Annotated in this window: 20 protein-coding genes; 5 read left to right on the top strand and 15 right to left on the bottom strand. The window is 69.2% G+C overall.

The window, feature by feature from the left end; all coding sequences use genetic code 11:
• On the top strand, window positions 1-1,221 hold a 1,221-nt coding region (locus VKA86_19360; protein ID HKK73368.1), incomplete at its 5' end, for a 5'-nucleotidase C-terminal domain-containing protein.
• Between the two features lie 79 nt (window positions 1,222-1,300).
• Here VKA86_19360 and VKA86_19365 read toward each other — a convergent pair.
• Complete coding sequence (locus VKA86_19365) at window positions 1,301-2,767, bottom strand: alginate export family protein (protein ID HKK73369.1); 1,467 nt, start codon at window positions 2,765-2,767, stop codon at window positions 1,301-1,303.
• A gap of 211 nt (window positions 2,768-2,978) precedes the next feature.
• Between VKA86_19365 and VKA86_19370 the strand changes: the two genes are divergently transcribed.
• Entirely contained in the window at window positions 2,979-4,082 is a 1,104-nt protein-coding gene (locus tag VKA86_19370; GenBank protein HKK73370.1) for a 4Fe-4S binding protein, read from the top strand.
• A gap of 131 nt (window positions 4,083-4,213) precedes the next feature.
• Window positions 4,214-4,603: a hypothetical protein gene (locus VKA86_19375; protein HKK73371.1), complete on the top strand. Its 390-nt coding sequence runs from the start codon at window positions 4,214-4,216 to the stop codon at window positions 4,601-4,603.
• A 7-nt stretch (window positions 4,604-4,610) separates the two neighbouring features.
• On the opposite strand, the gene VKA86_19380 is transcribed toward VKA86_19375, so the two are convergent.
• From VKA86_19380 to leuS, 3 genes are read right to left on the bottom strand one after another with little or no spacing between them, the layout of a single operon-like run.
• Window positions 4,611-5,210 carry a hypothetical protein gene (locus VKA86_19380; GenBank protein ID HKK73372.1) on the bottom strand — a complete coding sequence of 200 codons (600 nt, stop codon included), beginning with the start codon at window positions 5,208-5,210 and terminating at the stop codon, window positions 4,611-4,613.
• On the bottom strand, window positions 5,203-8,040 hold the full coding sequence (ileS, locus tag VKA86_19385; GenBank protein HKK73373.1) for an isoleucine--tRNA ligase: 2,838 nt from the start codon (window positions 8,038-8,040) through the stop codon (window positions 5,203-5,205). The genes VKA86_19380 and ileS overlap by 8 nt, the downstream gene beginning before the upstream one ends.
• A 17-nt stretch (window positions 8,041-8,057) precedes the next feature.
• Window positions 8,058-10,748 (bottom strand): leucine--tRNA ligase, encoded by a 2,691-nt coding sequence (leuS, locus tag VKA86_19390; protein HKK73374.1) that lies wholly within the window; start codon window positions 10,746-10,748, stop codon window positions 8,058-8,060.
• A gap of 176 nt (window positions 10,749-10,924) precedes the next feature.
• On the opposite strand from leuS, the gene VKA86_19395 reads away from it, so the two are divergent.
• The gene (locus VKA86_19395; GenBank protein HKK73375.1) at window positions 10,925-12,349 is read left to right on the top strand and encodes a phage tail sheath subtilisin-like domain-containing protein; all 1,425 of its coding nucleotides are present in this window, start codon (window positions 10,925-10,927) and stop codon (window positions 12,347-12,349) included.
• Between the two features lie 73 nt (window positions 12,350-12,422).
• Here the strand turns inward: VKA86_19395 and VKA86_19400 are convergent, their stop codons facing one another.
• The 9 genes from VKA86_19400 to VKA86_19440 all read right to left on the bottom strand — a co-directional run bounded on the left by VKA86_19400 (window position 12,423) and on the right by VKA86_19440 (window position 23,524).
• Window positions 12,423-13,538, bottom strand: a complete 1,116-nt coding sequence (locus tag VKA86_19400) for a DUF6544 family protein (protein HKK73376.1) — start codon at window positions 13,536-13,538, stop codon at window positions 12,423-12,425.
• Between the two features lie 4 nt (window positions 13,539-13,542).
• Complete coding sequence (locus VKA86_19405; protein HKK73377.1) at window positions 13,543-14,430, bottom strand: patatin-like phospholipase family protein; 888 nt, start codon at window positions 14,428-14,430, stop codon at window positions 13,543-13,545.
• On the bottom strand, window positions 14,427-15,545 hold the full coding sequence (locus tag VKA86_19410; protein HKK73378.1) for a glycosyltransferase family 4 protein: 1,119 nt from the start codon (window positions 15,543-15,545) through the stop codon (window positions 14,427-14,429). The genes VKA86_19405 and VKA86_19410 overlap by 4 nt, the downstream gene beginning before the upstream one ends.
• Window positions 15,542-16,690: a glycosyltransferase gene (locus VKA86_19415; GenBank protein HKK73379.1), complete on the bottom strand. Its 1,149-nt coding sequence runs from the start codon at window positions 16,688-16,690 to the stop codon at window positions 15,542-15,544. Before VKA86_19415 ends, VKA86_19410 begins: the two co-directional genes overlap by 4 nt.
• A 7-nt stretch (window positions 16,691-16,697) precedes the next feature.
• Window positions 16,698-17,303, bottom strand: a complete 606-nt coding sequence (locus tag VKA86_19420) for a hypothetical protein (protein ID HKK73380.1) — start codon at window positions 17,301-17,303, stop codon at window positions 16,698-16,700.
• Complete coding sequence (locus VKA86_19425) at window positions 17,290-20,403, bottom strand: glycosyl hydrolase (GenBank protein ID HKK73381.1); 3,114 nt, start codon at window positions 20,401-20,403, stop codon at window positions 17,290-17,292. Before VKA86_19425 ends, VKA86_19420 begins: the two co-directional genes overlap by 14 nt.
• A 102-nt stretch (window positions 20,404-20,505) precedes the next feature.
• Window positions 20,506-21,432 (bottom strand): Smr/MutS family protein, encoded by a 927-nt coding sequence (locus tag VKA86_19430; protein HKK73382.1) that lies wholly within the window; start codon window positions 21,430-21,432, stop codon window positions 20,506-20,508.
• Complete coding sequence (locus tag VKA86_19435) at window positions 21,432-22,085, bottom strand: thiopurine S-methyltransferase (protein ID HKK73383.1); 654 nt, start codon at window positions 22,083-22,085, stop codon at window positions 21,432-21,434. The genes VKA86_19430 and VKA86_19435 overlap by 1 nt, the downstream gene beginning before the upstream one ends.
• A 20-nt stretch (window positions 22,086-22,105) precedes the next feature.
• Complete coding sequence (locus tag VKA86_19440; protein ID HKK73384.1) at window positions 22,106-23,524, bottom strand: amidohydrolase family protein; 1,419 nt, start codon at window positions 23,522-23,524, stop codon at window positions 22,106-22,108.
• 134 nt (window positions 23,525-23,658) lie between these two features.
• Between VKA86_19440 and folE2 the strand changes: the two genes are divergently transcribed.
• Complete coding sequence (gene folE2 / locus VKA86_19445; GenBank protein HKK73385.1) at window positions 23,659-24,633, top strand: GTP cyclohydrolase FolE2; 975 nt, start codon at window positions 23,659-23,661, stop codon at window positions 24,631-24,633.
• A 12-nt stretch (window positions 24,634-24,645) separates the two neighbouring features.
• Here the strand turns inward: folE2 and VKA86_19450 are convergent, their stop codons facing one another.
• Both VKA86_19450 and VKA86_19455 read right to left on the bottom strand, forming a co-directional pair.
• On the bottom strand, window positions 24,646-25,092 hold the full coding sequence (locus VKA86_19450) for a hypothetical protein (protein ID HKK73386.1): 447 nt from the start codon (window positions 25,090-25,092) through the stop codon (window positions 24,646-24,648).
• 9 nt (window positions 25,093-25,101) lie between these two features.
• Window positions 25,102-25,518, bottom strand: coding sequence for a hypothetical protein (locus VKA86_19455; protein ID HKK73387.1), 417 nt, complete (start codon window positions 25,516-25,518; stop codon window positions 25,102-25,104).
• Window positions 25,519-25,973: the final 455 nt, after the last annotated feature.

The raw sequence follows: 25,973 nt of genomic DNA on the forward strand, positions 1-25,973 counted from the left end.
AACTACCGCTACGTGGGCCGGCTGGTCCTGGAGTTCGATGCGAGTGGTGACGTGGTCGGTGTCGACCCCACCTCGGGTCCGGTGCGCGTGGTCGGGACGACCTTCGCCGACGGCGTGACCCCCGACGTGACTGCCGACACGACCATCGAACAACCGGTACAAGCGGCTCTCGACGCACTCGCCGGCAACGTGATCGCCCAGAGCGAGGTGGACCTCGACGGGCAGCGCAACAGCGTCCGCTTCTTCGAGACGAACCAGGGCAATCTGGTGGCCGACGCGCTGCGCTGGGTCGCCACCCGCCAGGCGGCGGACTTCGGCGTCCCGGCTCCCGATGTCGCCCTGCAGAACGGCGGCGGTATGCGCGACGATCGGATTCTCCCGGCCGGTCCGGTCACCGAGTTGAACACCTTCGACATCCTGCCCTTCTCGAACTTCGTCACGATCACGCCGAACGTGAGCCGGGCGCAGTTCAAGGAGATCATGGAGAACTGCGTGTCGCGTGCGCTGCCGGCCGACGGTGGCTCCGGCACCGGCCGCTTCGCCCAGGTCTCGGGCATGAGCTTCCTGTGGGACGTGACCGGCACCGCTCAACAGATCGACCCGGTCACGGGCACCATCACGACGCCGGGAACCCGGATCGTCGAGATCACCCTGGACGACGGCACCCTGATCGTGGCGGGTGGTGAGGTCGTGGCCGGCCCCGACCTGAGCGTGACCACCGTGAACTTCCTGGCCAACGGCGGTGACCCATACCCGCATCTGAGCAACTTCACCCGACTCGCTGCCACCTATCAGTCGGCGCTGCAGCAGTACCTGAGCTCGTCCGAGGGCCTGAGCGGACTCGTGACCGCCGGTGGGTACCCCGAGGGCGGTGAGGGCAGGATCACGCGATTCGATCCCGTCAGCATCGCCGACGGCGAGGACCAGGTCGTTCCGGTGAGTCGGACCCTTGCTCTGGAGCAGAACGCGCCGAACCCGTTCAACCCGCTCACGAACATCGCCTTCTCACTGCCGAAGGCCCAATCCGTGCGTCTGTCGATCTTCGACACGCGCGGACGTCTGGTGAACACGCTGGTGAACGGCACGGTCGAAGCCGGTGACCACACGGTGGTGTGGAACGGCGTCGATCGGAACGGCCGGACCGCGGCGTCGGGGCAGTACTTCTACGTGCTGAGCACCGACAACCGTCGACTGTCGCGAAGCATGCTCCTGCTGAAGTAGATCCCCCGTCGTGCCTCGCGACGACGGCAGGAGGGGGACCCGGCCGGGTCCCCCTTCGTCGTCGCCGGCCGGACGCCGACTAGAACCGTGCCGTCGTCTGCAGGTACAGGCTGAACGCCGCGTCGAGCTCCGCGGCCTCGGCCGCGGGATCGAAGTCCGGGTCGTAGGCCGGGTCGCCGAGTCGCCGCAGGATCTCGTTGGCCGCCTGGGCCGCCGACTGCTCCTGCCAGTCCCCAGGAATCCAATAGGCCAGTTCCAGCGAGAAGCTCAGCGACTCGTCGACCTCGAAACGGGCGGTCGCGTCGATCTCGCTGCCGAGGGTCGAGTTGAAGGACTCGTTGCCACGGTAGAAGACCGGACCCGCGTCGCGGACGTCGGCGAACACGCGGCGGGCACCGTACAGCGGACCGTCGACCGTGTACCAGGCATCGACCTCCTCGACCACGCCGAACCAGTGGTAGTCGAGCCACAGGGTCCAGCCGTTCCCGGCGTCCACGCCGGCGCGGCCGCGCACACCCAGCACGTTCGACCATCCGACCAGGTCCATCGCGCCGAGCGGATCGTGGCGCCGGGGGAAGAGCGGGACGTAACCCGAGATCTCGTCGTCTTTGCGATCGTCGTCGCCCGAGGCGAAATCCACCTGCAGTCCGAGCCAGCTCTCGACCTCGCCGTCGGAGGGCAGGACGTAGTCCACGCCGGCGTAGGCCGCATAGCCGGCGTGGTCACGAGCCACGACCTCTCCGTCGGCCAGTGTCTTCGGGGCATCTCCGAACTGGACCGCGCCCTCGCCGTAGACCGTGACCCGTTCGTCCGCGTACTCGAAGCGCGCCCCCGTGGTGAAGAGATTCGCGGTGTTGTTCTCGTCGACGAGGACACGCGTCTCGGGATCGAAGAGGTCGCCGGCATCGCGGTACACGTCGAGCACGTAGACCTCGACGTCGAGCTCTTCGCTCGGTTCGTACTGCAGGTAGGCACCGAACAGAGCGCTCTCGACTCCACCGGCCGTGACGGCGGCACCACTGTTGATCGACGACACCCCACCGGTCTCGCGGAGCTTCATGGCGAAGAGGTCGAAGAAGCCGAAGTCCTCGATGTCGTAGAGCATGCGCACCCCGTCGAAGCTGCGGCCGACCTCGTCCCACTGGTTCGCCGCGATCTGCCGCCCGCGGCCGTAGCTCATCTCCTGACGGCCGATACGCAGCGACAGCGGTGAATCGTAGACGTCCTCGACGTTCAGATAGCCCTGGTGCAGATCGACCTGCTCGAGCGAGACCCGCGTCCCGGCCGGCTCGCCGAAGGCGCGGGTGTCCTGGAACTGCACGTAGGCCGAAGCGTGGTCGCCGGCCACGAAGCGCATGCCGACGCGGGTGCGGAGCGTGGCGAAGTTGTCGGCGTCGTCGGCGTCGCTGTCGAAGTCGCCGTTCAGGAAGACGGACTGGCGGGCACGGATCTCGCCGTCGAACTCGGGTTCGGCCGCCGGCGCATCCGACGACACGACGGCGACGACAGCGAGTGCCGCGGCCACGGGGGCGATCGGGCGTCTCATGGGGACTCCTCCCTGGAGCGGATTCCTGACCCGCGACGAGCCCGACGAGCCCACCGCGAGGCCCTGCACGCCACGTTCTAGCGCGCCCACGCCTTCGCCGCACGCGAAATCCTCGCCTCCTCGGAAGAGCAGTTCACGAGTTCACAATGGATAATCGGATGATCTTGTCTACTTTGATCCCGTTCCCCCGATTCGCTCTCGGAGCCGAGCCATGCGCATTCCCCACCCGATCCTCGCCTTCGGTCGCCGCGCGACCGACCGCCGCGGTCGCCTCGGGACCGCCCTGTTCTCCCGGCGCGTGGTCCAGGCGGGCTTCGCCCTGACGACGATCCTGATCGGGGTCCAGTTCACGCGCTTCGTCCTGGCAGCCCAGAGCGCGCGCCTCCCGCTGCCGGAACGCCCGCCGGGCGTCGAGGCCTTCCTGCCGATCAGCGGTCTCATGGGCCTGCGCGACTGGATCCACCAGGGTGAGCTCAACGCCATCCATCCGGCCGCGACGATCATCATCCTGCTGGCGATCGGCGTGTCGTGGCTGCTGCGGAAGTCCTTCTGTTCGTGGATCTGTCCGGTGGGACTGCTGTCCGAGGCACTGGCCGCGCTCGGCCGGAGGATCTACGGTCGCAACCCGCGCCCCTGGCGTCCCGTCGACTTCGTGCTGCGCAGCCTGAAGTATCTTCTCCTGGGTTTCTTCCTGTACGCGATCCTGACCATGCACGAGGTCGCCCTGCGCGTGTTCCTCGAGTCGCCCTACAATCGCGTGGCCGACGTGAAGATGGGGCTGTTCTTCGTGCGGGCGGGATCGGTCACCGTGGTGGTGATGGCCATTCTCGTCCTGGCCTCCACGTTCTGGACGGGCACGTGGTGCCGTTACCTGTGCCCCTACGGCGCGCTGCTCGGTCTGTTCTCGCGGCTGTCGCCCGCGGCGGTCGTCCGCGACGCCTCGACCTGCATCGACTGCCGAGGCTGCGATCGTGTGTGCATGGCGCAACTGAACGTGTCGAAGGTCGACACCGTCCACAGCCCCGAATGCACCGGCTGTCTCGACTGTGTGGCTGCATGCCCGGTCGACGACTGTCTGAAGGTCGAGGTCGCGCGTCGGCCGCTGCGACCCCTGTGGGTCGGCATGGCCGTGGTCGTCGTCTTCGCGGGCGGCGTGCTCCTGGCCCGCGCCACCGGGACATGGCAGAACGCGATCGACGACGTGGAGTACGTCGAGCGTATCCGCGCGATCGACGATCCTCAGTACGGGCACCCCGGTGCCACTGGCATCCAATCGCGCGCACGCGAGTCCGGGCGGGCCCGCCGCACACGCTGAATCGTTCCTCTCACCGGAACGGCTCCGAGGAATACGCGTGGATCGACCACGCCGGCCTTGACGAGGGTCCTCCCCGGTCGGCTATGGTCGTTGCTCGTCCGCTCCCCGTTTCCCCTGAGCGCGGTCGTCCGATGCCCATCCGATTCCGCTACGACACGGAGCGTGATGTGCTCCTGCAGGTCGCCGAGGGCAGCATCGCGCTGTCCGACGTCGACGATCTCCGCGCAGCCCGCCACGAGGCCGGCGTTCCGTCGACCATCGGACACTGCCTGATCGACTTCCGCGGTATCGAACTCGAGGTCGCACCGCGCGACCTGCGGGCACTGGGCGAAGACGGTCCTCCGATCCAGCCGCCCGCTCGACGGACCGCGGTCCTGGCCGACGAAGCCCGCGTGACCGCCATGACGCTCATGTGGAAGGGAATGCAGTCACCGGACCACGCCGTCGAGGTGTTCAGTACCCTGGGCGCCGCCTACCGCTGGCTCGGCGTGGAACCCCGCGACGACGACCTGGCGTTCTGATTCCCGGTCAGCGCGCGAAGACCATGCGGCCCTGCCGGAGGCGTTCATCGTGGGACCACGTCGCGCGTGGCGCGATCTCCACCGGCACCCGATCGGCATCGGACAGCAGTCGACGGCTGGAGTCCTCCACCACCCGCCACGGCCGGGCCGCGTCGGCGTAGACCGAAAGGAACACGTGGTCCTGGTCGAGCAGCGCCTGGTTGTCGAACTCGACGACCAGCCGGTCCGAATCCACCGGAACGGTCGCCCCGACGCCGTACACGAAACGCGTCTCGTTGCCGCGCCCGTTGTTGGGCAGGGGAAGTGGTGTGAGCTCGGCCGGGAGCGGATCGCCGTTGACCCGCACCCGGAGCGCCTCGGCGAGCGCGGCCCACTGGGCCTGGCGGAACCGCACGTCCTGATCTGCCGCGGCCCGGCGATCGTCGGCGAAGTGGGCGCGGAACTCCTTCGCCACGATCGGGGTCGGACGTTCGGTCCACAGCACCACGGACAGCGAATCGCCCTCGACCGTGACCGAGGTCAACACGAGTTGATGCGGGGTGGCGCTCCGGTGGGCCGGCGACGGACCGGCCAGTCCCACGAGAACGGCAGCCAGGAGACTAGCCAAGGCCAACGGCTTCGGCATCGCGATCACTCAACCACCCCCCATCGCTACGCTGCTTCACGGTCTCGTCGCGGCGCCAGGAACGTTCGCAGCGCGGTTCGTCGCGTAGGTCGATCACCTTCACCACCGCGTCGTCGTCGGTGAGGGTCACACGCGAGGCACCGAACAGGTCGACCAGGTCCTCCCGGAAGCGGACGAGCGTACCATCGGGATCACCCACGACCACACCGGCGTCGAGTGGGTTCTCGATCCCGCCGTCCTTCGCTTCCTCCAGTGCCTTGCGGACACGATCGCGGGCCTCGATCACCCGTGGCCAGGCCGCGTCGGCCTCGGCGTCGAGTCCACCGAAGGTCTGCAATTGTACACAGGCGTCCTCGTCGCCGGTGAAGTCGCGCCAGGCCTCGTCGCCGGTGTGCGGCAGGATCGGCGCGAGCAGTGTGATCAGCGTGCCCGCGATCTGATGGATGGTCGCCTGGGTCAGGCGCCGACGGGGGGCGTCGGCCCGATCGCAGTACAGGCGGTCCTTCACCGCGTCGAGGTAGACCGCGCTCAGCGTGTCGTTGCAGAAGTCGTAGAGCAGGGTGTGCGCCGCGCGGAAGTCGTAGTCGCGGTAGGCACCGACCACGCGATCGCGCAATTCGCTGGTACGCCACAGAGCCCAGCGGTCGAGTGACGTCGACGGCAACGTATCGAGCGCGGGTGCGGAGGACGGATCGAAGTCGACCAGGTTGCCGAGGAGGAAGCGCAGCGTGTTGCGGACCTTCCGGTAGGTCTCCCCCGCGGTCTCGAAGTAGCTGCGGTCGACCTTGATGTCGCCCTCGAAAGCCAGCGAGCTCACCCACCATCGCAGGACATCGGCCCCGAAGTCCTTCAACAGGTCGTTCACGTCGAGCGTGTTCCCCAGGCTCTTGCTCATCTTCCGGCCGTCCTTGTCCACGATGAAGCCGTGGGTGAGGACGGTGGTGAAGGGCGCCTGCCCGGTCGCGCCGAGTCCCGGCAGGAGCGAGAGCTGGAACCAGCCACGGTGCTGGTCGCTGCCCTCCAGGTAGAGATCCACGGGAAAGCCGCGATCCTTGTTGCGCATCACCGCGTGCCACGACGAGCCCGACTCGAACCACACGTCGAAGATGTCGTACATCTTCTCGAGCGAGGCGACGTCGAGGTCGTCGGGAGCATCGGGGTCCTGCCGTGGATCGTAGTCGGCCAGCAGGTGCGCCGGGTCCTTCGTGAACCACACGTCACTGCCCTCGCGGCCGAAGACCGAGGCCACGGCACGCACCGACGCGGTGGTCAACAGCACGTCGCCGTCCGGCCGGCGGAAGGCGGGGATCGGCAGCCCCCACGCGCGCTGACGTGAGATGCACCAGTCGGGCCGCGACTCGAGCATGCCGGCCATGCGGTTGCGTCCCCAGGCCGGAACGAAGTGGATGTTCGAGGTGGCGGCCTCCTGGGCCATCGCACGCAGACTGCGGTCCTCGCGCCGCGTGGGCTGGTCGACCGCGACGAACCACTGCTCGGTGCAGCGGAAGATCACCGGCGTCTTCGAACGCCAGTCGTGCGGATAGCTGTGCCAGAAGCGGTGGTCGTGGAGCATGTGGCCCGACTCGCGCAGGTGGGCGATGATCATGTCGTTGGCATCCCACACCGACACCCCGCGCAGCCACTCCGGCACGGTGTCGTCGTAGGTACCGTCGTCGCGGACCGGCGAGTAGGGCTCGACGCCTTCGCGGCGCCCCGTCTCGAAGTCCTCCTGCCCGTGTCCGGGTGCGGTGTGCACCAGGCCCGTGCCGTCTTCCAGCGTGACGTAGTCGGCCTCGACCACGCGGCCGGTGCGATCGCAGAAGGGGTACCGGTAGTCGAGCCCGACGAGGTCGCGGCCGTGTGCGGTGGCCAGTTCCTCGACTTCGTCGGCGCCAATGGTCTCGGCAACGGTCTCCACCAGCTCGGCCGCGATCACGTGCTGCTTGCCGTTCATCCGCACGAGGCGGTACTCGAACTCGGGGTGCACCGCGATCATCAGGTTGGCCGGAAGCGTCCACGGCGTGGTGGTCCAGATCACGAAGCCCACCGATTCGGCGTCCTCCCGGCCGAAGGCGCGTGCCACGGCGGCCGGATCGGCGGCGTCGAAGTCGACGTAGATCGACGGATCCTCGCGGTCGTGGTACTCGAGCTCGGCCTCGGCCAGTGCGGTGCGGTTGGCGATCGACCAGTGCACCGGCTTCAGCGCCCGGTACACCACGCCCTGCTCGACCAGATCGGCGAAGACGTCGAGCACCGACTGTTCGTAGTCGGGTGTCATGGTCAGGTAGGGATCGTCGTAGTCGGCCATGGTGAGCAGCCGCTTCATCTGCTCGGCCTGCAGCTTCTGGAACTTCTCGGCGTAGGCGGCCGACGAGCGACGGATCGCCATGCGCTGGGTGTCGGGTTCGAGATCCTTGATCTTGTCGATCTTGCCGCTGTCGACCATCTCCTGCAGCACGCGGTGCTCGATCGGCAGACCGTGACAGTCCCAGCCGGGCACGAAGGGGCAGCTCTCACCCATCAGCGTGCGACTGCGCACCACGAAGTCCTTCAGCACCTTGTTCAACAGGTGCCCCACGTGGATGTCCCCGTTGGCATAGGGTGGGCCGTCGTGGAACACGAAGCGCGGGGCGGCCGCCCGGGCCCGCTGCACCTCGTGGTACAGGTCCCGCGCCTCCCAGCGCTTGCGGCTCTGAGGCTCGTTCTGGGCCAGGTTCGCCCGCATCGGAAAACCGGTCTTCGGAAGGTTCAGCGACTTCTTGTAGACCTTCTGGCGTTCCTTGACGGCCGGGTCGACGTCCTGCTTGCTCATATGTCTTTCCTTCGCGCTCAGCGCTTCGCGATCACGTTGACCAGCTTGGGCGTTCCGTCGTTCTTCTGCCGCACGACGATGAAACGGTCGTCGAGCGTGACCTCGAAGTTCGTCCCCGCCATTTCCTCGACCACGAGCGGGCGCAGGACCTCGTCGCTCGCATCGCGTGGCGCGGGGACCTGACCGCGCTTCTTGCCGTTGACCTGGATCACCACGTCGACCGTGCTCTCCTCGAGCAGCGACTCGTCGTATCCGGGCCAGGGCTCGTGCGCGAGCGTGGTGTCGTGGCCCAGGCGGCGCCACAGCTCCTCGGCCAGGTGCGGGGCCAACGGGGCGAGCAGCAGGGTGTAGGTCTCGGCCGATCGACGGCCGAGCGGCTCTCCGCTGATCTCGTTCAGGCACTCCATGAGCTTGGCGATGGCCGTGTTGAAGCTCAGGGCCTCGAGATCTTCGGCCACCACCTTCGTCGTGCGGTGGACGGCCTTGGTGACCGCGACCGGCTCGTCGTCGGCGAATCCCCGCGTGCCTTCATCGACGTTGTCGGTGATCAGCATCCAGCTCCGCCGCAGGAAGCGGTGGATCCCGCTGATCGCCTTCGGGTCCCAGAAACGCTCCTTGTCGAGCGGGCCCATGAACATCAGGTACAGGCGCAACGTGTCGGCACCGTACTCCTCGATCACGTCGTCGGGTGTGATCACGTTGCGAAGCGACTTGCTCATCTTGGCCGTGATCCGCTCGACCGGTTCGCCGGTCGCCGTCCGCACGGCCGTACCGTCGTCCTGCTCGGTGACCTCGTCGATCGGCACCAGGGCCCCACGCGCGTCCTTGTAGGCCGGTGCGGCGAGCATGCCCTGATTGTACAGGCGCCGGAAGGGCTCAGGCGTGCTCACGTGGCCGAGGTCGTACAGCACCTTGTGCCAGAACCGCGCGTACAGCAGATGCAGGACGGCGTGTTCGGCACCGCCGACGTACAGGTCGACGGGCATCCACGCCCGCTCGAGCTCGGGATCGCAGAAGCGTTCGTCGTCGTGCGGATCGATGAAGCGCAGGTAGTACCAGCACGACCCCGCCCACTGCGGCATGGTGTTGGTCTCGCGCCGGCCGCGACGGCCGTTCTCGTCGACCACCTCGAGCCAGTCCTCCGCGCGCGCCAAGGGCGACTCCCCCGACTCGCTGGGCTTGTATTCCTCGACCTCGGGCAGGACCAGCGGCAGCTCGTCTTCGCTCAGCGTGGTCACGGACCCGTCCTCCCAGTGGATCACCGGGAAGGGCTCGCCCCAGTAGCGCTGCCGCGAGAACAGCCAGTCGCGGAAGCGGTAGTTGGTGACCCGCCGGCCGGCGCCACGCTCGGCCAGCCAGTCGGTGATCCGCCACTTGGCGTCGTCGTTCGACACGCCCGCGAGTCGGAGTTCGTGCATGACCTCGTCGTCGCGGGGCAGCATGACACCGGGGCCGGTGTAGCACAGGTCTCCGGCCTCGATCTGCTTCACCGTCTCGGGATCGGCATCGACGGGACGGACCACCGGCACGATGTCGAGGTGGTAGTTGCGAGCGAAGACGAAGTCACGGTCGTCGTGCGCCGGCACGCCCATGACCGCGCCGGTGCCGTAGCTCATGAGCACGTAGTCGCCCACGTACAGCGGCACGCGGCGTCCGTTGACCGGATTGACGACCTCCGCGCCGGTGGACACGCCCGTCTTCTCGCGGTTCTCGATCGTCCGATCGAGGTCGCTCATGGTGCGGGCCTTCTCGCGGTAGGCCTCCACCGCCTCGCGCTGGGCATCGGTCGTCAGTTCGTCGACCAGCGGATGCTCGGGACTGACCACGAAGAAGGTGCAGCCGAAGAGGGTGTCGGGACGCGTGGTGAAGCAGGTGAGCGACGCGTCGTGGTCGGCCACGGCGAAGGTGATCTCGGCGCCGTGCCGCTTGCCGATCCAGTTGCGCTGCATCTCCTTGATCGACTCGGGCCAATCGACGGTCTCGAGGTCGTCGAGGAGGCGCTCGGCGTACTCGGTGATCCGCAGCATCCACTGCTTCATCGGTTTGCGCTCGACGGGGTGCCCGCCGCGCTCGCTGCGGCCGTCGATCACCTCTTCGTTGGCCAGCACCGTGCCCAGGGCCGGGCACCAGTTCACGTCGGCCTCGGTGTAGTAGGCGAAGCGGTGCGCGTCGACGTACTCGCGCACGGCGGATTCGCCCCGGTCGCGGACCTCGTCCGGGATCGGCAGCTCGGCGATCGGCCGCGCCTTCTGCTGGTCGCGGTCGAACCAGGAGTGGTAGAGCTGCACGAAGATCCACTGCGTCCACTTGTAGTAGTCGGGATCGCAGGTCCGGACCTCTCGCGACCAGTCGTAGCTCAGGCCGAGTTGCTTCAGCTGGGCCAGGAAGCGGTCGCAGTTCTCGCCGGTGACCTTGCCCGGGTGCTCACCGGTCTTGATCGCGTGCTGCTCGGCCGGCAGGCCGAAGGCGTCGAAGCCCATCGGGTGCAGCACGCTCACGCCGCGCATGCGCTTGTAACGGCTGAACATGTCGGTGGCGGTGTAGCCGACCGGGTGCCCGACGTGCAGCCCCGACCCCGAAGGGTAGGGGAACATGTCGAGGCAATAGAGCTTGTCGCCCTGGGGCAGGCGCGGTGTGGAGAAGACGGCCTCGTCCTCCCAGAAGCGCTGCCAGCGGGGTTCGATCTCCCGGGGTGCGTACTCGGCCACGGGGGCCTCCTGGCGGGTCGCGGACGCGGTTCCGGCGGGGTGCGGCGCCCGAGACGGCGCCGGCCCGGACCGACGATGGAACTCGGGAAGATAGCACGGAAAGCGGCCGTTCCCACCCCGCGTCCGGCCCGATCCGGTGTAGACTGGAAGGCACTGCCCCCTTCCTCCGTTCCGTCATGCTGCGCTGCCTGCTCCTCACCGCCGCCCTCCTGTCGAGCCCGGCCTCCGGCCGGACTCCGCCGATCGCCGACGCGCCGCTGGGTGTGGCCGGATTCGTGGGTCAGGCGACCCAGGGACCGGTCGACGAGCCCGTGCTGATCACCTCGGCGAGCGACTTCGACCTGACCTTCGGCACCTCGACGACGGGGCTGGCGAATCCGTACCTGCGCGCCTCGGTCGCGGCCTTCTTCCTCGAGGGTGGAACGCGGGCCTGGGTGGTCCGCGCCGCCGACACCACCGAGGCGGCCCTGATCGGCATCGACGGGCGCATTCCCGGCGCCCGGACGGGATTGGCCGCATTGCTGGACGTCGACGAGATCTCGATCGTGGCCGTCCCCGGAGCGACGTCGCCGGCCGTGCAGACCGCCATGATCGCCCACTGCGAGACCGCGGGTGATCGTCTCGCCATCCTCGATCCCGTGCCCGGGGCCGACGTGGGCACCGTCCTCGCCCAGCGGGCCGGGCTCGGCTCGGACGAGGGCTTCGCCGCGCTCTACCACCCCTGGATCGTGGCCGCACCGCTCGACGAGGAGCAGACCCTGCCGCCGAGCGGCTTCGTGGCCGGGATCCACGCCGCGACCAGCCCGCATCGATCGCCCGTCGGGCCCATCACCACGGCCGTCGACGTCGCGACGCCGCTGACCAGCGCGGACACCGAACTCCTCAACCCCGAGGGCGTGAACTCGATCCGTTTCTTCTCCGGAGACGGCGTCCGCGTGTGGGGCGCCCGAACGATCGCCGATTCGCCGGAGTGGATCTACGTGTCGGTGCGACGCACCGCCCTGCACCTGCACGAATCCGTGGTCGAGGGCACGACGTGGGTCATCGACGAACCGAACGATCCGGTCCTGTGGAGCACCCTGGAGACGACGATCGACGTCTACCTCGAGACGAAGTGGCGTGAGGGCTGGTTCCGTGGTGCCACGCCCGACGAGTCCTGGTTCGCGAAGGTCGACGGCGAGACCATGAACCAGCAGGACCTGCTCGCCGGCCGCACGGTGGCACTGTACGGATTCGCGCACCTCCGGCCGGCCGAATTCATGGTCGAGCAGGTGGTGCACCAGCGCTCGACCACGACCGCGGCTCCCTCCGGCGCGCGCGCGCGGCCCCGCCTGCTGCCCGCCAGCCCGAATCCCTTCAACCCGCGCACGACGATCGCCTTCGAGCTGCCGCGCACCGGCCGCGTGGAGCTGAGCGTGCACGACGCCGCCGGACGGCGGGTGCGCGCGCTCCGGCGCGGCGTCTTCGTCCCGGCGGGCCGGCACTCCGTCACCTGGGACGGCCGCGACGACACCGGCACCGCCGTGGCGTCGGGGGTCTACCACGTCCGGCTCGAGGCCGGCGGCCGGGTCGAGGCACGGCGGGTGACGCTGAGCAAGTGACGCACACGCGAAGGGATCGGTGCACGAAGACCGTGGGCCTCCTGGGTCGCCCTGATCCTCCGGGAACGGAGGGTCACCGGGATCCGGGCTGCGCGTGCACGTTCGGCTCGTACGCCAGTAGATCGAGTTCGAGGTAGACGAACTCGCCCTCGTCGGGATGCCAGCGCCCCTCGCCCCTGCCGATCACCCGACGCGGCCCCACACGGACGTAGTCGCCCACCGGAGTCGACCAGGGCGTGGGCTCGAGCCCGGTGTCGGTGGATCGGGCGCGGTCGTCCGAGACGAAGTCGACGAGCTCGCCGTCCGAGCCGAAGACCAGCGTCGCCCCGACGGTGTGTCCGCCGGCGGTGAAGCGGGCGTGCACGGTGTGGGCGTCGATCGTGCGCCACTCGATCCCGGGGTCGAGCAGTGCCGTCGGCGCGAGCAGGCACAGATCGTTGAAGACGGTGACCGTCTCGGCGCGGCCGAGGTCCTCGCCACGCTGCTGGACGAGCGGAACCATCGACAGGAGACGGACGTCCATGCGCGCGCGGCCGCGGTCGTAGACGTGCAGCACGTCGACGGGCAGACCCGTGCGGCGCGCGTCCATCAGGAACAGGCGCGCCGGTTCGTCGGTGAACAGGTACTGCTCGGCCTGGAAGGGCATCCACGCCTCGTCGGGCGCCGAGCGGATCCGCCCGCTCCAGCGCACGCGCACCGATTCGACGCGCGGTTCGCCCACCGCACCCGTCGCCCGCAGATAGCGCTGCACCGGAGGCGGCACCGATTCCAGGTCGTCCTCCGTCACGTCGGCCGGCACGGTCGCACCCGGTTCCAGCCGTTCCCGGACCGCCGCCCGGTACTCGGCGGCCAGGCTCCAGGGGCCCTGCGACGCCAGGCCGTGCACGGCCAGCAGCAGCACGAAGAGGTTGGCCAGCGTGCCGAAGCGGGCATCGGACCACGACGTCACGATCACGACCTGCGACACCACGACCGCGCCGAAGGCGAGCATCCACCAAACACCGGGAGCCGCGACGAACGCGGCGGCGGTGACGAGCATCGACACCGCGGCGGCCAACCACAACAGGCCGACGGGCCGTGCGATCGGGATCCGCAGCTCGGGCATCTCGGCCAGGCCGAAGGCCTTGGCGAACCCCAGGAGATGGATCAGCCCGTGCACCACGATCGGGATCGCCAGGATCCATCGCACGGGCTCAGTCCTCCTCGCCGGCGTCGTCCACCCACTCGGGCCGGCTCCCGTCCTCTGCGATCCACCGATCGAGCGCATCGTTGGTCGCGTGGTAGCCGAGTTCGATCGCCTCCTCGAGGCGATGCATGTCCTCGACACCGAACTCCACGTCGAGCTCCGGGCGCACCAGCATCTCGGGCGGATCCATCGCCAGACGGGTGTCGGTGATCAGGCGCTGGGGGATGTCGAAGGACTTCATGAACAGTTCCACGGTCAACGTGCGGAACTCGCGCCGGCTGATCCGCTTGATCGCCTCGACGAAACCGTGGTCGCGATCGAAGTCCAGTCGACGATCGTGCGGGGCGGCCACGTCGACGGCGACGATCGGGGCGAGGGACATGGTACGCACCACGTCGATCGGCAGGTTGTTCAGGATCCCGCCATCGATCAGCACCCGATCCATGTGTTCGACCGGGCTGAGGATTCCCGGCAGCGCGCTGGTCGCCTGCAGAGCCGGGACCAACGGACCGGTACCCAGGATCACCAGGGAGCCGCGCTGGACGTCGACCGTCGTGACCTTCAACGGCACCCCGAGCGCCTCGAAGTCCTCACGGACGTGCTCGGCCAGCACCCGGCCGATGCCCTTGCCTCCGACCAGCCCCCCGCGGGCGCCGAAATCGAGCAGGTCGTGGAAGTGCGTGCCGCGAACGATGTCCGCGATGTCCGCCGACGTCTGGTCCGAACCGATCAATGCGCCGATGATCCCCCCCATGGAGCACCCGGCGATCGCCTCGACGGCGATGCCCCGTTCCTCGAGGGCGCGCAGCACGCCGATGTGCGCGAGGCCACGGGCCCCACCGCCTCCGAGGGCGAGGGCGACCGACGACGGATTGGTGTCGGATTCCCTGGTCATCGCGCGGTCCTCCGCAGACCCGGCTCGAGCAACGAGCTGTACAGTTCCTCGTAACGATCGAGCATGACCGACAGGCCGAAGCGCTCCTCGACCAGACGGCGGCCCTCGGCACCCAGGCGCGCGCGCCGGTCGGGCTCGGCCAGCAGACCTGCGATCCGGTCGGCCAGCGCATCGACGTCGCCGACCCCGACCAGATGACCGTTCACCTCGTCCTGCACGATCTCCGGATTGCCACCCGTGCGCGTGCAGACCACCGGCTTGCCCGCGCGCAGGTACTCGATGATGGCGTTCGAGAAGCCCTCGGACTCCGAACACAAGACCCCGACGTCGAAGTCCGCGATCAGGTCTTCGGCGTCGCTGCGGCCACCGAAGAAGACGACGTGCTCGGCAACGCCGAGCGACTCGGCGAGCGCACGGTACCGCGAGGCGTCCCCGGCGCCGACCAGGTGAAGTCTCGTTCGGGGCACGCGCTCCCGCACGCGGGGCAGTGCACGGATGGCATCCTCGATCCGCTTGATCGGCCGCAGGTTGGCCACGATTCCGTAGACGGGCGGCGAGTCGGCATCGGCGTTCGCCACCGGCACCGGCACTGGTCGCTCCGCGTAGCCGTTGTAGATCACGTGGATGCGGTCGGCCGGGATCTTCTCGATCCGTCGTGTCACCTCGGCCACGGCCTGGCTGTTGCACACGGCGGCGTCGACGAAGCGGCCGGTGACCGGCAGCACGGTGCGATGGGCGGGAGTGTACCAGAAGCCCATGTCGCGCCGGGAGATCACCACCCGATGGCCGGCCGATCGCAGCATCGGCGGAGCCAGAACGCTGGCATCGTTGAAGACGGCCTGGACCACGCGGACTCCACGCTCCCGGAGCCCGATGCCGAACGATCGGACGCGCCGCCAGCTGCGCGGGTCGGCGATGCTCCCGACCCCGAGGTCGGTGGTCGGAACCGGGAACGCACTGCTCCGCGTGAGATCGGACGAACGGAGAACGGCGAAGTCGACCCGCCAACCCCGGGAGGACAACCCCTCGACCAACTTGAGGACCTGCCCCTCGGTCCCCGCCCGGGCATTGACGATCTGATCCATCAACACGCAGACGCGCCGCTCACCGCTCACCCTCTCACCCTCTCGGCCGTGACACCCAGGACCTGCGCGTAGACGTCGCGGTAGGCCTCGGCCATGCGCCGTGCCGAATAGTCGGCCTCGAGCCGCGCCGTGGCCCACCGGACCCGGTCCGCGCGTTGGCCGGGCTGGTCCAGACACGCTGCGATCGTGTCGGCCATCGCGCCCTCTTCGGCGCCGTCGAGGATCGCGCCGCCGCGACCGTCGCCGAGCACCCGCGGCATCTCTCCCACCGGCGTGACGGCGAGAGGAACACCCACGGCCATGGCCTCGAGCAGAGTGATGGGAAGCCCTTCGGTGTGCGAGGGCATGCACACGAGATCGGTCCGTGCCATGACGGCCGGCACGCGGTCGGAGAATCCGGGCATGAGCACGTCATTGCCGAGACCCGAGGACGAGGCCAGCGTCGTGAGGGATGCGCGCAGCTTCCCCTCTCCGATGATCAACACGCCGATCCGCGGCCAACGGTCGCGCAATCGGGCGGCAATACGGATCAACCGGTCGAAGCCCTTCTCGGCCGACAACCGCCCGACGCCGACGAGGACGGGATCGTGGGCTTCGCAGAACCCGGCGATCTCCTCCGGAACTTCCAACGTCGCGCGACTCCGTACACGCTCGACATCGAGCCCGTTCTCGATCACGTGCGTGCGCGAAGACCGGGCCACTGTCCACGGTACCCTCGTCCGCATGGCATCGGAAACGAGGACGACCGCGTCCATGCGCGGCAGCAACAACTGGTCGGCACGCGTGTACAGCCATCCACGCGAGAACACCCGCCCGGTGATGTATCCGTGCAATGTCGCAACCAGCGGAGCCCGCCGGACCCGCCGCGGCCACATGCCGGCCAGGACGTTGAACTTGTAGCCGTGGGAATGCAGGACGTCCGTCCCGTGCTCGTGCGACCACTCGAGGATCCGTCGGGCGTCGCCGGGGTTGAAGCGCGGCTCCATGCGCCAGGCCGTCACCTCGAGACCGCGCCGACGAGCCTCTTCCTCGACCGGCTTCGGAGCTTCGTCCGGGACTCCGGCACTCAGGAGGTGCGGCTCGAGACCGCGTTCGCGCTGCTGCTCCATCAGGGTCAACAGCATCTGCTCGGCGCCGTACAGTCCACCGCTGTCCATCAGGTGCAGGACGCGCACGCTCACCTCACACCAGCACCGGAAGCTTCTTCAGCTCCGGCGGCAGACCGAGGTGGTCGCGGATGAAGCCGTCCATGGAATCGCGTGTCTGCCGGGACAGGCCGCCAGCGAGCTGTTCCATCATCGATCCCGACACGATCGCCGGGGCAAAGGCGTCGGCGACCAACTCTTGCCCCCGGCACCACGCCCACACCTGGAACTCCTCGAGCTCGGTACGTGGGGCGCGACTCAACAGGCAGTGATCCACGAGCGAACCAGCGTCGTTCGCCTCCTCGAGCCGGGCCTGACGATCATCCACGTCGAGATGCGCCAGCAGGAAGCTCCCCAGTCGCAGCATGCTCTCGTCGCTGAGTTCGTCGCCGACCTCGCGTACGCAGGGCTCGCACAGGGCGAACTCGAACAGGGACTCGCCGTCGCGCAATGCGCGTTCCACGTAGTGCAGTTGCCCCGGGCCGTCGATCCCCGCGTCACAGCGCACGCACCGGCGGTACCACCCCCCGTCGAAGGGGCGCAGCAGATCGCGGGCCGGGCCCATCGCCACGGAGCGAGCTCCGTGGCGCCGGATCCGGCCGAGCAGATCGTCGTCGGGTCGTGAGCGTTCAGGGTCGGTCAAGCGCGGACTCCTCCTCGAGCCGGATCGCGGGAACCTGCTTCTCGGCCACCAGCGCATTGAAGCGCGGAACCTCGCGGTCGATCAAGCCCGCCAGGGCGTCGAGTTCGGTGTCGATCCGGGCCTTCAGCTCTGCGTGCACGGCTCGTGCCTGATCGGTGGGCCGGAAGGGCCCGATGCTGGCACTGCGAGCCAGGGCCGCGAGCTTGTTGTTCAGGCGGATGGGGAAGTTCAGCGGGTCCTGCCGACTGCGGTTCTTCGTCTGGTACAGGGCCCGTTCGATCTCGCCCATGCGCTCGAGCAGCGGCTCGGCGGCGGCCTCCAGTTCCTCGTGGACCTCGGTTCCCGCCGCGCGCTCCAACACGCCGTTCACCTGCGCGCGCACGGCCCGGATCCGCTCGATCGCCCGGTGCGTGGTGCTCAGCTCGTCGCGCAGGGTGATCAGGAAGTCGAACTGCGCCTGCAGATCGTCCTGCGAGGCCTCGATCCGCGGATCCTTCTTCAGGGTGAAGCGCGTCTCGGTCGAGTCGTCGCCCACGACCATGCGCACGCGATACTCGCCGGGAACCGCGCGAGGGCCGCGCGTCCGGCCGGCCCACAGGATCATGCCCTCGAAGGTGTGGGCGTCGGGGTAGCGCAGGTCCCACACCAGGCGGTTGGCGCCCGGCTCGAGGGTCATGCGGTCGCGCTCCTCGTCGGCGTCGGGCGCGAAGGTGCGGATGACGTCGCCGTCGTCCTCGAGCACGCGCAGTGCCACGGCACTCGAGTCGGGTGGATCGTCGCCGAGGGCGTAGTGGATCAGCACGCCGTCGGGATGGTTCTCGCCGCTGTGGCCCAGCACCGACCAGCGGCCCCGGCCGTCCATGCGCCAGGTGTCGCGCGGGCGGAAGAGCACGTGGTCGGCCTCGGCGGTGTCGGCGTCGATCTGGTGCAACACGGTGAGGTCGTCGAGGACCCAGAACGACCGGCCCTGCGTGGCCACGACGAGGTCGTGGTCCTTCACGGCCAGATCGGTGATCGGCACGATCGGCAGGTTCAGCTGGAAGGGCTGCCACTGCTCGCCGTCGTCGAAGCTCACGTACAGGCCGGACTCGGTGCCGGCGTACAGCAGGCCCTCACGCGCGGGGTCGGCGCGGACCACGCGCGTGAAGTGCAGCGGATCGATCCCGTCGGTGATCCGCTCCCAGTTCTCGCCGTAGTCGTCGGTCCTGTACAGGTAGGGTCGGAAGTCGTCGCTCTTGTACATGGTGGCGGCCACGTAGGCCCCGCCGGCGCGGTGCGGGTCGGCCTCGATCGAGTTCACCTGGATCCACTCCGGCATGCCCTTCGGCGTGACGTCGGTCCAGGTGTCGCCGCCGTCGCGGGTGACGTGGATCAGGCCGTCGTCGCTGCCGGCCCAGATCACGCCGGGTTCGAAGACGTCCTCGGCCACCGCGAAGATCGTGCCGTAGTACTCGACGCCCGTGTTGTCCTTGGTGATCGGCCCGCCACTCGGCCCGAGCTTCGAGGGATCGTTCCGGGTGAGGTCGTCGCTGATCGGCGTCCAGGTCTGGCCCTCGTTGCGGGTGACGAACAGGCGATTGCCGGCCGCGTACAACAGCCCGGGGTCGTGACGCGAGAACAGGATCGGGAAGTTCCACTGGAAGCGTTCCTTCATCCCCTCCGCTCCGTGGCCCATGGGGTTTTCGGGCCACACGTTCACGTCGCGGATCTCGCCGGTGCGGTGGTCGAGACGCGTGAGGTAGCCGCCGTAGCTGCCGCCGTAGACGATGGCGTCTTTCTTCGGGTCGGGCGCGAGCCAGCCGCTCTCGCCGCCGGCCGTGGGCTCCCAGTCGTACTCGCTGATCCCGCCGCCGTCGGTGCGATGTCGGATGCGGACGGTGGAGTTGTCCTGCTGCGCGCCGTAGATGCGATAGGGAAAGCTGTCGTCGGTGGTCACCCGGTAGAACTGGGCGGTGGGCTGGTTGTGGTAGGTGGTCCAGTTCTCCCCGGCGTCGAAGCTGACCTGCGCGCCGCCGTCGTCGCCCACCACCATGCGCGCCGGATCGTCGGGCGCGATCCACAGATCGTGGTGGTCGCCGTGGGGCGTGCGGATGCTCTCGAACTCGCCGCCGCCGTCCTTGCTGCGCCAGAACTGCACGTTCAGCACGTAGACGGTGTCGGCGTCGCCGGTGTCGGCGTAGATGCGGGTGTAGTACCAGGCGCGCTGGCGCAGGTTGCGGTCGTCGCTCGTGCGCCGCCAGGTCACGCCGGCGTCGTCGCTGCGGAACACCCCGCCGTCGTCGGCCTCGACGATCGCCCACACCCGGTCGGGCTCGAGCGGGCTGACGGTCATGGCGTTGATGCCGATCACGCCCGGCGGCAGCCCCTCGTTGCGGGTGATGTCGGTCCAGGTGTCGCCGCCGTCGGTGCTCTTCCACATCGAGCTGCCTTCGCCGCCCGACTCGAGCGAATACGGCGTGCGCTTCACGCGCCAGAAGCTCGCGTAGAGGATCCGCGGATTGGTGGGATCCATGGCGACGTCGACGCAGCCGACCTCGTCGCTCACGTACAGGATCTTCTCCCAGGTCTCGCCCCCGTCGCGGCTGCGGAACAGGCCGCGCTGCTCGTTCGGACCGAAGAGGTGACCCATGGCCGCTACGTACACGGTGTCGGGATCCCGCGGGTGGAGCCGGATGCGGCCGATGTGGCGGGTGTCGTCGAGCCCGAGCGAGCTCCAGGTCTTGCCGGCGTCGGTGGACTTCCACACGCCGTAGCCGTGGCTCACGTTGCCGCGCACGGTCTTCTCGCCGCCGCCCACGTAGATCACGTTCGGATCCCACGCGCTCACGCTGATCGCGCCGATCGAGCCGCCGAAGAATCCGTCGCTGACGTTGTCCCACGACTGCCCGCCGTCGGTGGTCTTCCACACGCCGCCGCCGGTGGCGCCGAAATAGTAGGTGAGCGGCTGGTCGGAAATGCCGGCGACGGCGGCGCTGCGTCCACCGCGGAAGGGGCCGATCTCGCGGAACTCCATACCCGGTTCGAGCATCGCGACGTCGATGTCGGTGGCACCGGCGGTCGGAACGAGGAGCAGTACGAGAAGGGGGAGCAGGCGGCACATGGCGGGATCCTCGGGGTCGGAGACGCGACGGGGACGGGCGTCGGCGCGAAGCGCCCAGTGTGCCACGCCTCGGCCGGAACCGCACGCCCGGAGCCGCCCGCGTCAGCGGTCGCTCCCGAGGGGCCGCAGCCGGACGAGCGTCGCGCCCCAGCTGCCGGCTCCGGCGCCTCCGAGGCCGAACTCGAGCACGTCGTCGCGGCGCCGTAGCCGCGCGTGCACCGTCTCGCGCAGGGCGCCGATTCCCTTGCCGTGGACGATCCGCACCTGCAGCACGCCCTGCGCGCGGCACGTGTCGAGGTAGTCGTCGACCAGGTCGCCGACCTGCTTCGGCGGAATGGTGTGCAGGTCCAGCTCGCCGTCGACGTGCAGGCTCTGCACGGGCTCGGCCCCCACGAAGTCGCCCTGCTCGAAGGGCTGGCCCACGGCCACCTCGAGCCGGTCGATGAGCATGGGCCCGGCGTGGACGAAGGTGTGGAATTCGCCGTTCTCCCCGCAGGGATCGACGTCGTCGGGCAGGGCGTCGAGGAACGCGTGGTCGAAGTCCCGACCCAGCCAGGCGCGATCGAGTCGACGGGGATCGACGGTGGTGATCACGGCCTCGAGCCCGCCGTCGATCATCGTGCGGGCGAGCTGCGTGGTGTCGCGCCCCCACAACGGGAAGTGCGCGTCCATGCCGTGGCGCCGGAGCAGGCCCTCGCGCCAGACGCGCACGTCGTCGAGGGCGAGATCGCCGAAGGCCATGGCGTCGACGCCCTCGTCCCGGGCGCGCGCGGCCAGCGCGGCGAAGGCTCGTTCGTACGCGTCGTTCGGACACGACGGGGGCAACTCCACCACGTGCAACGGAAGACCCGTCGCCGACGCCTGCAGCTCCAGCAGCGCCCGGCCGGTGTTCTGGAAGGGAATGCGCTCGGTGCTCGCGTCGATCGTGGTGACCAGCGCGGTGACGTGCCACGCGTCGTCGTCGAGGAGTTCCTCGAGGGCCCAGGCGGCGTCCTTGCCCGAGCTCCACCACAACCACAGCGGACGCATCAGGGGCGCCGCTCGAGCCGGTGCACGTGCTCGAAGAGCGCGCGGACCTCGGGCGCCGACTTCGGGTTCGGCTTCAGCAGGACCTCGTGGTCGAAGGCCGAATCGAAGAGACGCCCGACTTCCTCCTGCGGCACCGAGAAGGGTGGACCCTGGTCGTCGGGCTGCATCGATTCCAGACCGATCAGCAGACCTCTGGTGCCGCCGGGCAGGATCGACGCCAGGTGCGCGACGTAGCGCTCGCGCGTGGCCCGGTCCAGCGCCACCACCGATGCCCGGTCGTAGAAGGCGCCCACGCGGACCAGGTGCTCGGGCCGCAGGTCGAAGACGTCGCCCACCCAGATCTCCACGCCGCGGGCGTGGTGCACCGCGAAGTCGTCGCGCTTCTCGACCAGGGCCGGTGTGCCCCACTCGTCGAAGAACTGCCGGGCGGCGATCGCGCTCAGCTCCACGGCCAGCACGCGGTGGCCGCGCTCGGCGAGCCAACGCATGTCGAGGCTCTTTCCGGCCAGCGGAACGAATACGGTCTCGTCGCCGCCGAGTTCGAGGCGCGACCAGAAGTACTCGAGCATGGGGTGCACGTCGTCACGGTGGAAGCCGATGCGGCCCTCGCGCCAGCGCAGGTGCCAGGGTTCGTGCATCGCGTCGCGGTCCATGGTGCGTCTCCTCGGTGGTCTCAACGGATCCGGGCGTGCAGGGCGGCCGCACGCCGGCTGGCTTCCTCGATCCAATCGCCGACCTCGTCGCGCCGCAAGAGGGCGCCCACGTCGTCGAGGGGACAGATCCACCGGCCGCCGACCATGAGCCCGCTCAGCGCCGGCGAGACGTCGGCGTAGGCGAGGCCGACGAGCAGATCGTCCGCCGGCCACAGCGCCGGATGCCGGGGATCGTACACCGCCAGGTCGGCGCGCCGGCCGGGCTCGATCGCGCCCGTGCGCAGCCCGGGGTGCCACGACCCCGGCCCGTCGGTCACGCTCCGCAGGAGCACCTCTGGGGTGCGCATCGGGCCGTGCCGCTCGGCGGCGGTCCGACGTTCGCGCTCGACCGCGTCGACGGTCGCCCGCTCCACGCGTTCGCGCAGGGCCGCGTGCGCCGCGCCGTAGCTGACCGCGTAGGTCGACTGTCCCGCGAGTAGCCGCAGCTCCTTCTGCACGTTCATCGAGTCGTTGCTGGCACCGCAGTCGGTGCCCACGAACCAGGGCAGGCCACGGTCCTCGAACTCCTCGACCGGAGCCGGAAACCCGAACTGGACCTGCGAGAAGGGGCACGATCCGAGCGCGTGCCGCGCGCGATCGAGCCGGGCGAGGTCGGCGTCGTCCAGGTAGAGGGCGTGGACCAGGAGCTGGGGTACGTCGACGTCGAGCAACCCTTCGCGTTCCAGCCAGGCGACCGGCGACACTCCGTGGCGGTCGAGGCAGCGGCGCGCCTCCTCGGCGCTCTGGGCCACATGGGCGTGCAGGGCCAGGCCGTGGCGATCCGCCAGTTCCAGGGCCCGGCGCCACAGGTCTGCGCTGACCGTGTCGGTCGCGTGGGGACCGACGGCCGGGACGATTCCCGCCGCGGACCACATGTCGGCACACAGTGCTTCCGTGGACGCGAGTGCCGTCTCCGCGTGGTCGCGGCCCGGCCCGTCGAGATCCTGCAGCGTGGGCGCGATCACACCCGCCAGCCCGACGTCACGCAGTCCGGCCGCGACCGCCTCGGCGTAGTAGTAGTGATCGAAGACGACACCCACGCCGTGCAGCGCGCACTCGAGCGCGGCGACCCGCACGAACGCACGCACGTCCTCGGGCCCGAGCGCCGTCTCCCATCGGAAGAACACGTCTTCGACCAGGTTGCCCTGGAGTGCCGCGGGCGCCTTGGATCCCCGCAACCCGCCCAGGGCCAGGTGCGTGTGTGCGTTCACGAAGCTCGGCACGAGCATGCGATCGCCCAGATCGATCGACGTCGCTCCGCCCGGCGGAGGCGGCGCCTGGTCCAGCGGGTGGACGGCCTCGATCACTCCGTCACGCACGTCGACGCGCGCGGGCGTCCAGTCGGGACGACCGTGGACGCGGCAACGCCGGGTCGACAGACACAGGACTTCGCTCGTCACGTAGCACGCTCCGGTCCCGGGGGTTTCCTCAGGAGAATACGAATGGAATGGTCGTGCAACCGATTCCCCGCGGCCAGCGAATGCCCCTCCTGTCCCGTACCTTTCACCGCTCGTCGCTGCCCGCAGGAGGGTCCATGATCTCCCGGCCCACGCTGTCGACTGCCGCCATGCCCGACATCGCCCACGAGACGCGCGCTCAGCACCCCGGCGTGCTCGACTGGGTCGGCATGGACCAGATGGAGATGCCCGTCAGCCTGACGCTGACCGACGGTCGGAACGTGACGACGCCGGCGCGGGCCGCGGCCTTCGTCGACCTGGTCGATCCTGAGGAGCGCGGCATCCACATGTCGCGCCTGTTCCTTGCTCTCGACGCGGCGCTCACCGGACACGACCTCACGCCGGTGCTGCTCGCCCGCACGCTCGAGACCTTCGTCGAGCGCCACCACGGGATCAGCGGCGCCGCCATGATCCATCTCGACTTCGAGCTGATGGTGCGCCGGGCGGCGCTCTCCTCCGACGAGAGCGGCTGGCGCACCTATCCCGTTTCGGTGACCGCCGTCCTCGATCGGGGCGAGGTCACCGTGGACCTCGGCGCGACCGTGACCTACTCGAGCACGTGCCCCTGCTCGGCGGCCCTGTCGCGTCAGCTCGTCCAGGAGAAGTTCCAGCGCGACTTCCCCGGCGACGGTCCCGTCGATCGCGAGGCAGTGCTGGCGTGGCTCGGCACCGACCAGGGGATCGTGGCGACCCCGCACAGCCAGCGTTCCACGGCGCAGGTGCGGGTCCGGCTGACGCAGGGCGTGCGCGACTTCCAGCCGATCGAGCTGATCGACGCGGTGGAGGACGCCCTGCAGACGCCGGTCCAGGCGGCGGTGAAACGCGAGGACGAGCAGACCTTCGCCCATCTCAACGGACAGAACCTCATGTTCTGCGAGGACGCCGGCCGCCGCGTACGCGCCGCGCTCGAAGCCCGCGGCGACGTGGCCGACTACTGGGTGCGCGCCACCCACGAGGAGAGCCTGCACCCCCACGACGCGGTCAGTGTGACCACGCGCGGGGTGCCGGGCGGCTTCGCGCCGGGGTTGTCGACGCCGGAGGGGGCGCGGTAGCGGGCGGTTCTCTCAGTCCCCGGTCACCAGAGCGGTGATCGCCCGCTCGATCGCCGACATCTCCGACCACAACTGCGACAGGACGATCGTACCGTCCTGGTCGATCACGAAGGCCGGGTTCGGTGCGGTCGCATACGTGCACCACACCGGGTTCGTGAGTGGATCGGGCGACAGCGCGTCGATCAGCATGAGCGGTTCGTTCTCCATGCCGTTCAGGACGCGGTGGGCCTGGGCCCGGCGTTCGGCCCAGGTGTAGGCCTGGCCGACGTCGCCGTAGGAGTTCCCCGACCCGTCGGGCATGTCGTTTCCGTCGGTCCACATCGAGTACGGGGTCATGTCCGGCAGCGCCGGGTGCGCCTCGAGGGTGTAGACGTGGACGATGTGCACGGCCTCGTCGAAGCGGCGGCCGTCGGGAAGTTCGCGCATCGCGAACTGGTCGAGCTCGGGCACGCGAGCCATGTAGATCGGTCAGGTGAAACTGCCGAACACCATGAGCACGGGCCGTTCCGCGAGCAGCGTGGCGAGCGTGTGCTCTTCGCCCTCGACGTCGCGCAACGTGAAGTCCACGGCGGAATCACCGCGACGGAGGAAGCGCTCGATCTCGGCGGTGTTGCCCCGCACGAAGTCACGTTCCGGCCAGTCGAACAGGCCTTCGACCAGATGGCTCTCGTCGAGGAGGTTCTCGGGCCAGGCGTCCAAGGGATCGTCGGTCCCGGGGTCCTGGGGGTCGTCGGGTACGGTCGGGTCGTCGTCGTCGGCACCGCCCGGATCCTCCGTGATCGGAGGATCCGCCTGCGTCGAGTCCGGACCGGTCGGGTCGTCGGTCGAACAACCCGCGAGCCAGAACGTCGAGCACAGGAGCAGGGTGAGGGCGGCGCGGAGCATGTCCGCGGTCATCATCGGTCGGGAGCCTTTCGGTTCGTCGTCTTCGTCGTCCCCGATGGTGGGTACGGACGCAACCGGGCCCTTCGACAGTGTGAATCGGTGAGAAGACTCCCGTTCGTCCCGCGGGGAGGCGGTGATGAGGTTGGGCGTCGTACGCGGGTGTGGTGCGGGTTCGTAGGGAGATGTCGGGGGCGGGAGTCGGGGCCGGCAGGCGTGGTCGTCGGGTGACACGCGGGGATGTTCCGCGCCGGAACCACGAGCGCTTCCGCGGCGGAAGTGGGGATTCCACGATTCTTCCGGGGCGGCTTCCGCACCGGAAGTGACCAGGGCATGCAACGCATGCGGAAGTTCCGGGACTGCGCAGAGTTTCGTGTGACCAGTTCGCTCGACGACCCCAAGCCGCCCACCCCCTCCGGCCATCCCCCATTCCCCCCACCACACCCTCCCACCACCCT

The sequence above is a fragment of the Candidatus Krumholzibacteriia bacterium genome (genome assembly GCA_035268685.1).
GTDB lineage: Bacteria > Krumholzibacteriota > Krumholzibacteriia > JAJRXK01 > JAJRXK01 > JAJRXK01.

Coding starts and splice junctions, on each gene's coding strand:
- VKA86_19365 (HKK73369.1), bottom strand. CDS start 2,767: ATGAGACGCCCGATCGCCCCCGTGGCCGCGGCACTCGCTGTCGTCGCC.
- VKA86_19370 (HKK73370.1), top strand. CDS start 2,979: ATGCGCATTCCCCACCCGATCCTCGCCTTCGGTCGCCGCGCGACCGAC.
- VKA86_19375 (HKK73371.1), top strand. CDS start 4,214: ATGCCCATCCGATTCCGCTACGACACGGAGCGTGATGTGCTCCTGCAG.
- ileS (HKK73373.1), bottom strand. CDS start 8,040: ATGAGCAAGCAGGACGTCGACCCGGCCGTCAAGGAACGCCAGAAGGTC.
- VKA86_19395 (HKK73375.1), top strand. CDS start 10,925: ATGCTGCGCTGCCTGCTCCTCACCGCCGCCCTCCTGTCGAGCCCGGCC.
- VKA86_19405 (HKK73377.1), bottom strand. CDS start 14,430: ATGACCAGGGAATCCGACACCAATCCGTCGTCGGTCGCCCTCGCCCTC.
- VKA86_19425 (HKK73381.1), bottom strand. CDS start 20,403: ATGTGCCGCCTGCTCCCCCTTCTCGTACTGCTCCTCGTTCCGACCGCC.
- VKA86_19430 (HKK73382.1), bottom strand. CDS start 21,432: ATGCGTCCGCTGTGGTTGTGGTGGAGCTCGGGCAAGGACGCCGCCTGG.
- VKA86_19435 (HKK73383.1), bottom strand. CDS start 22,085: ATGGACCGCGACGCGATGCACGAACCCTGGCACCTGCGCTGGCGCGAG.
- folE2 (HKK73385.1), top strand. CDS start 23,659: ATGATCTCCCGGCCCACGCTGTCGACTGCCGCCATGCCCGACATCGCC.
- VKA86_19450 (HKK73386.1), bottom strand. CDS start 25,092: ATGGCTCGCGTGCCCGAGCTCGACCAGTTCGCGATGCGCGAACTTCCC.
- VKA86_19455 (HKK73387.1), bottom strand. CDS start 25,518: ATGCTCCGCGCCGCCCTCACCCTGCTCCTGTGCTCGACGTTCTGGCTC.